This window comes from Halomonas sp. CH40 (assembly GCA_041875495.1).
GTDB lineage: Bacteria > Pseudomonadota > Gammaproteobacteria > Pseudomonadales > Halomonadaceae > Vreelandella.
This window is the reverse complement of sequence record CP112982.1, coordinates 3,072,220-3,082,544: the sequence shown is the minus strand read 5'-3', so window position 1 is coordinate 3,082,544 and position 10,325 is coordinate 3,072,220. Positions and strand designations below refer to the sequence as shown.

The following is a 10,325-nucleotide window of genomic DNA, read 5'->3' as shown; positions in this document are numbered from 1 at the left end:
TGTGTCAAGGAGCCTTGGGATGTACGTAAAACGTAATAAAGAGGGCAGCATTGTTCAGGTGTGCAAGGAGCCATCGCCTGACTGCAAGGAGTACCTGACGCCCGGCTCGGCGGAGCTGGTGGCATTTTTTGCGGCTGAGGACGAAGCGGCAAGGCTGCGTGAATCTGATATGGAATTTGTGCGGGTACTCGAAGACGTGATTACCTTGCTGATGGACAAGGGGATTTTGCGTTTTACTGATCTGCCGGAAAAAGCTCAGGAAAAGCTGCTGGATCGCCAGACATTGCGTAAGCGGGTGAACGATGTTGGCCTGATGGATGATGATGACGGTGATGTGATCTAGGCATACTTAATATCAACGCCCGCCAAGAAGGCGGGCGTCAGGACGGTTTCATAACAGGTGTTACGGCTTACTTCACCCCTGGGCCGGTAATGCCGTCCAGGCCGAGGTCAAACAGCGCTTCGGCTTCAGATTCATGTTTCACACCTTCAGCAATTGCCAGAATGCCAAGCGAGTGGGCGAGGGTGGCCATGCCGCGCAAGATAGTTTGCTGGTCGGTCGAGTTTTCTATGCCGCTAACCAAGGAAGCATCAAATTTGAGGAAGCTCAGGCCTAGATCGTGCAGGTCGGCGAGCTTGTTGAACTCGCTGCCCACATGTTCCAGGCCGACCTTGACCCCCAGCGGCTGAAGCTCACGACATAGCAGGCGGAAACTGGCCAGGTCATGAATGGCCACGTGCTCAGGTAGTTCCATCCACAACCACTGAGTGGCCCTCCCTGCCTGGCGTAACCGTTGGGTGAGGTGTTTGATGAAGTGAACATCGCGTAGGGAACGCGCTGATACATTGATGCCCACGGGCTGGTGATGCTTGCTGATATGCGTCAGCGCGGCTTCAAGGACGGCCATATCCAGAGCATCATCGCGCTGCAAGCGATGTACCCAAGGCATAAAGACACCTGCATTGCGCCAACTGCCCTGCATATATAAGCGTGAAGGTGCCTCATAATGAATCAGGCCCCCTTTACGGTCACGCACTGGGTAAGAGGCTAGCTGAACACCTTTTGCCATCGCTTGATCAATGGCTTCACGCCATTCTTCTTGAGTAGTGCAGAGAGCATGACGCTGTTCACCCTGGTTGATCATGGTCAGGCAGTCTGTTCTGGCTTCAGCGGCAGCCAGAGTGCTATCCAAGGCAGCAAGGCGCTGCGATAGCGTATCGCCTTCCTGGTAGTCCACCAGCACAGAGGCCAGCACAATATCGTCGTTAATGCTCGCTTTCAGGCTGTTTAGGTGAGTACTCAGCGCCTGAGCGACACTTTCCAGATCAGTCGCTGACGGAATGATCAACATGAAATCACTGCCATTCAGGCGCCCAACATCGGCATCACCGTAGTGTTCGCCTACCTCACGCAGATGTTGAACGAGAGAGGTTAGCAGCGAATCCGCACCGCGCCGCCCGAGTGTTTCGTTAAGCTCTGCAAGCTGCTCAACGCGTACCAGAGCCAAAGCGCCACTGGCACGATGGGAGTTGCTTTCCAGGTTACGCTTAAGGCGTTCAAGTAAGGATTCTCGGGTCAACGCCTTGGTGGTGGGGTCTTCCTGCAAGCGGCGGCGCAGAACATCCAGCTTGCTGGTTTCCTCGCTGAGCATCTCATGCACCGCGCCAGAGAGGGTATTCATCGCGCGGACTACCTCGCGAAGTTCCAGAGTGTAGGGCTCTTCCGTGGTGGTAAAGCGCCGGGCGCTGATACTTTTAGCCTGCTGAATGACGTCGACCAGCGGTTTGCGGATGGTACGAACAATCCACCAGGCCAACAAGAAGCTGACCACACCGGCCAGCGCGAACCAGCCGGTCATTTCCAGGCTGCTGCGCCATAGGGTACGGTAAGCAAAGCTGTGCTGGCTTTCCAGCGTCAGGGTGCCGTACTGGCTCCAGCCATCCTGCACCACGGCTTGGCCGGGCGAAACCTCAAAGCTGGCCAGATTGATAAACCACTGGGGTACATCGTCGATATGTTCTTCGGCCTCACGCAGATGGAGGATTTCCCCTTGGGGTGAGCGCAATTCAATCCGGCGGTAGTGGCCGGTATCAAACTGTGCGGCTACCAGCAGTTCCATGCTGACGTCGTCCTTTTCCAGCTGGGTCATTGAAAGTGCCAGTGCGTTGGCGTTGTCCGCGTTCTTGATTTGCACTTCCTGTTCGATGTAGTGACGGCTGCTGGTAATGCTGATCGTCAGGCTGCCTATAAACGCCAGTAGAAGTATGGCAATCACAGTGAGCCAGAGTTGTTTGATTAACGACATGGGCACATCCTCTTCATGACATCTGGCCTATAAACGTTGGTGGCGGATAGATGGTGTACTGTCTGAACGTGATGGAGATGTAAGGCTCCGTCCGAAAGCTGTTTTATACAAAGCCCTGCTCCTGCATGCGTGAGACTACACTACGCCAACGGGATAGACGCGCCATGGGGTCAGCGCGCGAGCTATTGCTGTTACCGGCCCATAGGCCACTGCTGTTAAAACTGAACACAGGGTCAAGGTCATCACGTCGCGAAGCGGGCTGAATGGAGGCAACCAGATTATCAAGCACTAGCGGCTCCGAGGCGGGCGTCTGATAAAACCCGAGCACCATGTGCGCCTGGGTGATCTGTGAACGACCAATCCGCGCACGTACATAGATCATGCGCAATTTGTCGCCGGGCACGCCCAGTTCTTTAAGGGTGATGTACTTGGCAATCGAGTAATCTTCGCAGTCCCCCTCACCCTTGCCCATGGTTTCCAGGGGAGTGGCCCAGTAATCTTCCTGCCCCCATATCTGGATATCATCACGCCACAAGACGCGGCGGTTGAAAAAGCCATTCACATCGCGCAGCTGCGTGGCCACGTTGGCTCCCCGCAAACGGTCAAGCAGGGCAAACCATTCTTCCAGCGTTTGTAAACCACGAGCGCCATAAAGGCGGTTCATGCTGTTGCGCAGACGTTGAGGATTGAAGGCATTCGCTGAAGAAGGGAAGTAGCTTAGTGCACCAGCGGCCACTACTACGCCGATCGCCGTCAGAAATTGGCGCCGGGAAATAGAAAAGGGCTGTGGAGGGCGAACAGGAGCCCGTTGCGCCATAAATTTCACCGAAATAATAATTTACATTTAGTTTAGCAGATAATGAAAGCCAACGACTTCCTTAGTTCGAGCGAGTCTCGATGCCCAACCTCATAACAATTTTGAAAGCGTCAGACACGGGGAGAAAGTGCGCCTAATTTTGAGATACACAGGGCCTTACTGGCGACAGAAGGTTTGTGTGCGGAAGTGCGCTAAAGGGGCATAGTTATCTTTTTGGTAAAATAATGTTAAATAAAGATTTTTTGAGTATTTTTTTGCACGCAGGGAAAAAGTTGGCTACATTGAAAAAGTAACAGTGTGTATTTTGTTTTCTAAATATTTCATATGATTTATTTAAAAATGCTTTAAGTAGCTTAAGGTGTTTTCACTGGGCGCTTGATGCGGCTTGATAGCTCGTTGTGTCTTGAAACGAAAAATCTAATAAAATCAATTAATATGTTATAAATCAACATGTTATTGAATTTTACGTGAAGGCTTTGCTGCAGTGGTTCGGACGGCTGACATACAAGGGATTAATAATGAAGGCAAGCTCAAAATTTACGGCAGGTAAGGCATCGATGCGCAGAATTTTACTGTGTTCATTCGGAGCCGCATTGATGCCTCTATCGGTAGCAGAGGTTTTTGCGCAGTCGTCTTCGGCTGATGTGGCATCCCCTTTACCCACCACTCTTCCGTCAGTGATACAACAGACGATTATGCAAAACCCTGAAGTCAAAGCAGCCTTCCAGGCGTTTGCAGCGGCAGGGTATGATACTGATGAAGCGCGCGGTAACTATTTGCCATCAATCGATGCGACAGCGGGTGTTGGTCGTGAAAGCCTTGAAGACGATGGCCGCGGCAGTTTTGATACGGACTTCGCACAGATTGAGCTTAACCAGATGGTATTTGATGGTTTTGCGACCGCTAACGAGGTTGAGCGCCTGAACAGTGCTCGGCTAGTGCGTTATTACGAGTTGCTCAATGCCAGCGAGCAGGTATCTCTTGAAGCGGCCAGAGCCTACGCTGATGTCCAGCGCTATCGTGAGCTTGTGAGTCTTGCTCGTGCAAACTATGCAGAGCATCAGCAAATTTACAACAAAATGGAAGAAAGAGCCGCTTCGGGGACTGGGCGTGGCGTAGATCTTGAACAGATCTCCGGCAGACTGTCACTGGCGGAATCCAATCTGTTGACAGAAGCCTCAAACCTTCATGATGTTTCTGCGCGTTACAAACGTATAGTCGGAACCTTGCCCGCACAAAGCCTTGCGCCGTTTCCTGAACTTGACCGCGATCTGCCTGCATCGGTTGTTGAAGCCGTTAACATGGCATTTGAAGGTAACCCTGAGTTTCATGCCGCTATTCAGAATATTCAATCTGTTCGAGCCCAACGTGACGGTACTCGTTCTGGGTTCCAACCACGGGTCGATCTGGTTGGCCGTGCCGGAACAAATAACAGCAGTGATACGGGCCTTTCAGGTCGTCGCGATGAGCAAAGTGTTGAGTTGGTTGCCAGCGTTAATTTGTTCCGCGGTGGCTCTGATCTGGCTTCTTTCCGCGCAGCCAGTGAGCGGGTCGGCGAGGCGGTGTATGACCGCGAGCTGATCTGCCGCAACGTGCGCCAAACGACCCAGATTGCCTACAACGATACTCAGCGCCTGCGCGAGCAGATGGAATATATCGAACAGCATCGTCAGTCCATTGAGCGTGTCCGTGGCGCCTATCAGCAGCAGTTTGATATCGGCATGCGTACATTGTTGGATGTACTTGATAGTGAAAATGAATACTTTGAAGCGAGCCGTGCTTATGTCAATGCTAAGTACGATGTGGTGATTGCCAATGTAAGAACCCTGGCATCCATGGGGCAGTTGTTACAAACGCTCGAAGTGGCCAATACTGATATCCCAAGCCTCGCTGAATTGAACAGTCAAGGCGTCAAGATTGATCCTGAGTCAGTATGCCCTACTGAATCACCTGCAAGTCTTTCCTTAAGTGACTTGATTGGTGAGCGAGGAGCACCGACAAGAGCGCCTGATATTATTTTATCCGCCGATACATTGTTTGAGATAAACAGCGCTAAACTCAGCGCAGAGGCTCGTAAGGAGTTGATGCGCTTGGCTGACAGTATCCGTGAACGGTCCGATCTAGCTCGTATATATATTGCTGGTCATGCGGATATAACAGGTAATGATGCGATTAACGAACCACTTTCACGCCGCCGTGCTGCAAGCGTAGCAAACTTCCTGTCTAGTGAAGGGGTTAGCCGTGCGCTGATCCAAACTGAAGGATTTGGTTCTCGTAAACCTACCGCTACTAATGAAACCGTTGAGGGACGTCGTTTAAACAGGCGTGTTGAAATAACCCTGGAAACCATTCAAGAAGTAACTGCTTTACAGGGCGGTCAGGCTGTCGCTGCATCGCCCACTTCCGCTCCAAGAAATACTCATGTGAGTGACAGTTCACAGCCTGCTGCGAGTGTTTATCTGCAGGTGGCTGCTTTAAGCAAGCAGGCATCCGCCACTGAATTGCAAAAACGTTTGCAGAATAATCTTGGTGGTCCTGTTCGCGTCCTCGAAGGTGGTGGTTTATACCGTGTTCAGGCAGGTACCAATAACAGTATTGCGGAGCTGAAACGTGAGCTGGATGCCTTGGGTTACACTGAGACCTTTCCTGTCAGCAGGTAAGTAATCAATACACCTCACTTATAGTTTATTGCCATGCACCAAATTCTTGGTGTGTGGCAATATTTCTGTAGCTTACTTTAAGTCGAATTATGTTGAGGTCTGTGTGCCTAACGAAAGCCACTCAATGCCAGACGAGCCAGCGACCTTGGCGGAGGCGGATGAACTGCTGGAATGCCTGCTGAGTATTGCCCACCAGCACCATCACGAGACCACCCGGGAAGCCCTGCGGGCGGGGTTGCCGCTGGAAGAGGGCAAGCTGACCCCGGGCGTTGTGGGTCGTGCCGCTGCCCGCGCTGACCTGACCGCGCGGATTATCAAAAGCCCGCTGGGCGAGCTGAACCCGGCGCTGTTCCCGGTCATCCTGCTGCTGGAATCAGGCCGTGCCTGCTTGCTGCAAGCGGTGGACCTGAGTAGCGGGCAGGCGACGGTCAGCTTTCCGGAACTTAGCGACGCCACCACCGATATCAGCCTGCACGGCCTGGCAGAGGCCTACAGCGGCCAGGCCATCTATGTGCGCCCCAAGTTCCGCTTTGACGCCCGCGGGCCGGAAGTCAAACAGTCCCGCGAGCGCCACTGGTTCTGGGGCGTGATCCGCGAAAACCGCAAGCTCTATCGGGATGTGATTCTGGGCTCGGTGCTGATCAACCTGTTTGCCGTGGCCATGCCGTTGTTTGTGATGAACGTCTACGATCGGGTGGTGCCCAACGCGGCTACCGAGACGCTCTGGGTGCTGGCGGCGGGCATTCTGATCGTGCTGTGCTTTGATCTGGCCCTGCGCCTGATGCGCAACTTCTTTGTCGATCTCGCCGCCAGCCGGGCGGACGTCAAGCTGACCTCGTCGATCATGCAGCGGGTACTGGGCATGCGCATGGAAGCCAAGCCGGCCTCTACCGGCTCCTTTACCTCCACCCTGCAGTCGTTTGAAGCGGTCAGGGCCTTTATCGGCTCGGCGACCATCGTTGCCCTGGTGGACCTGCCCTTTGTGCTGCTGTTCATGACCATCATTGCCCTGATCGGCGTGCCCCTGGTGATCCCGATTGTGGTGGGCGCGGTGTTTGTCCTGCTGTACGCCATGGCCGCCCAAAGCAAGCTGCACGAACTCTCCGAGACCACCTGGCGGATCAGCGCCCAGCGTAATTCCACTCTGGTGGAAGCGGTGGGCAATCTGGAAACCGTTAAGGCCCTGCGCGGCGAAAGCCGCCTGCAGGGCAGCTGGGAACGGGCCTCGGCCTTTCTGTCCCGTACCGCCGCCCAGCTGCGCCTGGTCAGCACCTCGGTGACCAGTGTGGCGCTCTGGGCCCAGCACACCGTCTCGGTGGTGATCATTATCACCGGCGTCTACCTGATCATTGAAGGCGACCTGACCCAGGGCGGCCTGATTGCCGCCTACCTGCTGTCCTCCCGGGCCATGGCGCCGATCAGCCAGGCCGCCGGCCTGATGGCCCAATACCACCAGTCGGCCACCGCCCTGGAAGCGCTCAACGGCGTGATGGACAAACCCCAGGAACGCACCGACAGCAAACGCTACATTGACCGTCCCGTGGTGCAGGGCGACCTTCGCTTCGACAGCGTCTCACTGCGCTACCCGGATGAAGAACGCGATGCCCTGCGCGAGGTCAGCTTCCGCCTTAAACCGGGCGAAAAAGTCGCCCTGATCGGGCGGATTGGCTCCGGCAAATCCACCCTCAACAAGCTGCTGCTGGGGTTTTACCAGCCGACCAGCGGTGCCGTGCTGCTCGACGACGTGGACATTCGCCAGTACGACCCCCTGCAACTGCGCCGCCATATCGGCTATGTGCCCCAGGACATTACCCTGTTCTACGGCACCCTGCGCGACAACATTGTGGCCGGCGGCGGTATCGACGGCGTGGATGACGACAAACTGCTCGACGCCATTAACTTCAGCGGCCTGGCCGATCTGGTGCGTTCCCACCCGCAAGGCGTGGATTTACCCGTGGGGGAAGGCGGCAGTCTGCTCTCTGGCGGCCAACGCCAGGCGATTGCGATCGCCCGTGCCGTGGTGCATGCGCCCCAGGTGCTGCTGCTCGATGAGCCCTCCAGCGCCATGGATCACGCCAGCGAAGACCGGCTCAAGAAACAGCTGACCCGCTACGCCGCCGACAAAACCCTGATCGTGGTGACTCACCGCACCTCACTGCTTTCCCTGGTCGACCGGATTATCGTTATGGACGGCGGCAAGGTGATGGCCGACGGCCCCCGCGAACAGGTGGTGGAAGCGCTGCGCAAAGGGCAAATCGGGAGGGCCAGCTAATGGCCAAGCAAACGTTACCCTCTACGTCAAACGAGACACAAGCGACTCGGAAGCAGCCAACCGCCGAAGAAAAGAGCTTTGATAACCTCGGCCGCTTTACTGCCAAAGGCGGCAAGGTTTTCCGCCCCTTTATGGACCGGCTGTTCTCCAAGCGGGTGACCTCGGCTCACCTCAACCGCGACTGGGCCAGCGACGCCGACTGGGCGCGGATGCAGCAGAACCCGCTGCGCGCCCGGCTGTTTCTGTACACGGTAGTGCTCGCGGTGGTCGCCCTGATCACCTGGTCGTACTTTGCCGAGATCGACGAAGTCACCCGCGGCCAGGGCCGGGTGATCCCCGCCCAGCAGCTGCAACAGGTGCAATCCTTTGACGGCGGCGTGGTGCAGGCCATCAAGGTACGCGAAGGCCAGTTGGTCGAGACCGGGCAAGTGCTGATGGAAATCGACCCAACCCGCTTTGTCTCGGACTTCCGCGAAAACCAGTCCCAGGTGCAGGCCCTGCGCGCCCGCGCCGAACGGCTGCGCGCCCTGGTCACCGATACCCCCTTTGCCCCTGATGAAGACCTGCTTCGCGACGCCCCCTCCGTGGTGGCCCAGGAGCGCGAAGCCTACGACAGCCACCGGGAAGAACTGCGCGAACAGGAAACCGTGCTGCGTGATCGCATCCGCCAGCGTGAGGCCGAGCTGCTGGAAGCCCGGCTGCGCCGCGATACCGCCTCCCGCGAGCTCAACATGGCCAGCCAGGAACTCCAGCTCACCCGGCCGCTGCTGCAATCCGGCGCCGTCTCCGAGGTGGAAGTGCTGCGCCTGGAGCGGGAAGTCTCGCGTAACCGCGGCGAGCGCGACCAAGCGAATGCCGCGATTGACCGCTTGCAGGCCGCGGTGGAAGAAAGTCAATCCCAACTGCGTGAACTCGGCGCCGAACGGCGCAGCGAATGGCGGGATGACCTGGCCAACACCATTGGGGATATCCAATCGCTTGAAGAAGCCAGTACCGGCCTGGAAGACCGCGTCCAACTGTCAGAAATCCGCTCCCCGGTCAACGGCGTCGTCCAGCAGCTGTATATCAACACCCGCGGCGGGGTGGTTCAGCCCGGCCAGGAAGTGGTCGATATCGTCCCCAGCGACGAACAACTGCTGGTCGAAGCGCGGATTGCTCCCCAGGACATCGCCTTTTTGCGCCCCGGCCAGCCGGCCACCGTCAAGCTGACCGCCTACGACTACGCCGTCTACGGCGGGCTGGACGCCGAACTTGAGCACATCAGCGCCGACACCATTACCGACGAAGAAGGCAACACCTTTTACCAGGTGCGGGTGCGCACCCAGGAAGGCCAGGTCGACACCGACGAAATAGACGTCATCCCCGGCATGACCGCCCAGGTCGACATCATGACCGGCAAGCGCACGGTGATGGAATTTCTGCTCAAGCCGGTGTTACGGGCCTGGAACAACTCATTGGGAGAACGCTGATGAACCACCTCTTTATCACCCCCGCCGCGCGTTTACAGCCCCGCTGGCAGGCAGCGTTTCCACAGGCCGAGGTTGCCGCGATCGCCCCCGAAGCAGCCCGCCTGACACCACCGCCGGATATCGTCTGGGTCGTCTGCGAAGGCGAACAGCAACCCCTATCAGCGCCCTTGCTGGAGACAGTGACCCGTCTTTCCACTGAGAGCGCCGTGGTCGTGCTGGCCAACGCCCCCCAGCAGGCCGATGCCCTGCAGGCCCTGCAAGCCGGGGCGCGGGGCTATGCCCATGCGCTCAGCCCGGTGGCCACGCTGCAACAGATTGCCACCGTGGTGACGAATGCCGGGATCTGGGTACCCGCCGACCTGATGGCCCAGGTGATGGGGCACACCTGGCAAGCGCTCAACGGCGAGCAGCGCCTCCGGCATGCCCTGCTGGACAAGCTCACCGAACGCGAACGCGAGGTGGCGCTGGCGGTGGTACAGGGAGCGAGCAACAAACAGGTGGCACGCACCCTCAATATTACCGAGCGCACGGTCAAGGCGCACCTGACTTCAATCTTTCATAAGCTGGCGATTACGGATCGAATGCAGCTTATCCTTAAGCTTGTAGGTAGATCGGCCGATCTTCCTGAAACGCTTTCAACCACACGTTAGAGCCTGGTACGTAACGGCCATGCTCGCTTCCTAACCCTCTAACACCTCCTATTGTTACATAAAGTTTCTTTTCTTGGTGCATAAAGCCATGCCGACGCGCACGCCAATATGTTAACAATCAATAAATCCGTCATTTTTCTATAAGCACTTG

7 protein-coding genes are annotated in these 10,325 nt (G+C 56.5%); 5 read left to right on the top strand and 2 right to left on the bottom strand.

The genetic code is table 11. The annotated features are described in order from the left end of the window. Positions 1-19 precede the first annotated feature (19 nt). Positions 20-343 carry a tryptophan synthase subunit beta like protein gene (locus OR573_14055; GenBank protein ID XGA79599.1) on the top strand — a complete coding sequence of 108 codons (324 nt, stop codon included), beginning with the start codon at positions 20-22 and terminating at the stop codon, positions 341-343. Positions 344-410: 67 nt separating this feature from the next. Here OR573_14055 and OR573_14050 read toward each other — a convergent pair whose 3' ends face one another. Together OR573_14050 and OR573_14045 are read right to left on the bottom strand one after the other, a co-directional pair. Then, on the bottom strand, positions 411-2,306 hold the full coding sequence (locus tag OR573_14050) for an EAL domain-containing protein (protein ID XGA79598.1): 1,896 nt from the start codon (positions 2,304-2,306) through the stop codon (positions 411-413). A 103-nt stretch (positions 2,307-2,409) separates the two neighbouring features. Continuing rightward, positions 2,410-3,123, bottom strand: coding sequence for a transglutaminase-like cysteine peptidase (locus OR573_14045; GenBank protein XGA79597.1), 714 nt, complete (start codon positions 3,121-3,123; stop codon positions 2,410-2,412). A gap of 518 nt (positions 3,124-3,641) precedes the next feature. Between OR573_14045 and OR573_14040 the strand changes: the two genes are divergently transcribed. The 4 genes from OR573_14040 (at position 3,642) to OR573_14025 (ending at position 10,174) form a co-directional block, all read left to right on the top strand. Further along, positions 3,642-5,783: a TolC family outer membrane protein gene (locus tag OR573_14040; protein XGA79596.1), complete on the top strand. Its 2,142-nt coding sequence runs from the start codon at positions 3,642-3,644 to the stop codon at positions 5,781-5,783. Positions 5,784-5,907: 124 nt separating this feature from the next. Further along, on the top strand, positions 5,908-8,055 hold the full coding sequence (locus OR573_14035) for a type I secretion system permease/ATPase (GenBank protein ID XGA79595.1): 2,148 nt from the start codon (positions 5,908-5,910) through the stop codon (positions 8,053-8,055). Continuing rightward, on the top strand, positions 8,055-9,524 hold the full coding sequence (locus tag OR573_14030; GenBank protein XGA79594.1) for an HlyD family type I secretion periplasmic adaptor subunit: 1,470 nt from the start codon (positions 8,055-8,057) through the stop codon (positions 9,522-9,524). Before OR573_14035 ends, OR573_14030 begins: the two co-directional genes overlap by 1 nt. Further along, positions 9,524-10,174, top strand: coding sequence for a response regulator transcription factor (locus tag OR573_14025; protein XGA79593.1), 651 nt, complete (start codon positions 9,524-9,526; stop codon positions 10,172-10,174). The genes OR573_14030 and OR573_14025 overlap by 1 nt, the downstream gene beginning before the upstream one ends. Positions 10,175-10,325: the final 151 nt, after the last annotated feature.

What these genes read in the sequence shown, in the direction of transcription:
- OR573_14030 (XGA79594.1), top strand. Translation starts at nt 8,055, where the DNA reads ATGGCCAAGCAAACGTTACCCTCTACGTCAAACGAGACACAAGCGACT.
- OR573_14025 (XGA79593.1), top strand. Translation starts at nt 9,524, where the DNA reads ATGAACCACCTCTTTATCACCCCCGCCGCGCGTTTACAGCCCCGCTGG.
- OR573_14045 (XGA79597.1), bottom strand. Translation starts at nt 3,123, where the DNA reads ATGGCGCAACGGGCTCCTGTTCGCCCTCCACAGCCCTTTTCTATTTCC.
- OR573_14035 (XGA79595.1), top strand. Translation starts at nt 5,908, where the DNA reads ATGCCAGACGAGCCAGCGACCTTGGCGGAGGCGGATGAACTGCTGGAA.
- OR573_14050 (XGA79598.1), bottom strand. Translation starts at nt 2,306, where the DNA reads ATGTCGTTAATCAAACAACTCTGGCTCACTGTGATTGCCATACTTCTA.
- OR573_14040 (XGA79596.1), top strand. Translation starts at nt 3,642, where the DNA reads ATGAAGGCAAGCTCAAAATTTACGGCAGGTAAGGCATCGATGCGCAGA.
- OR573_14055 (XGA79599.1), top strand. Translation starts at nt 20, where the DNA reads ATGTACGTAAAACGTAATAAAGAGGGCAGCATTGTTCAGGTGTGCAAG.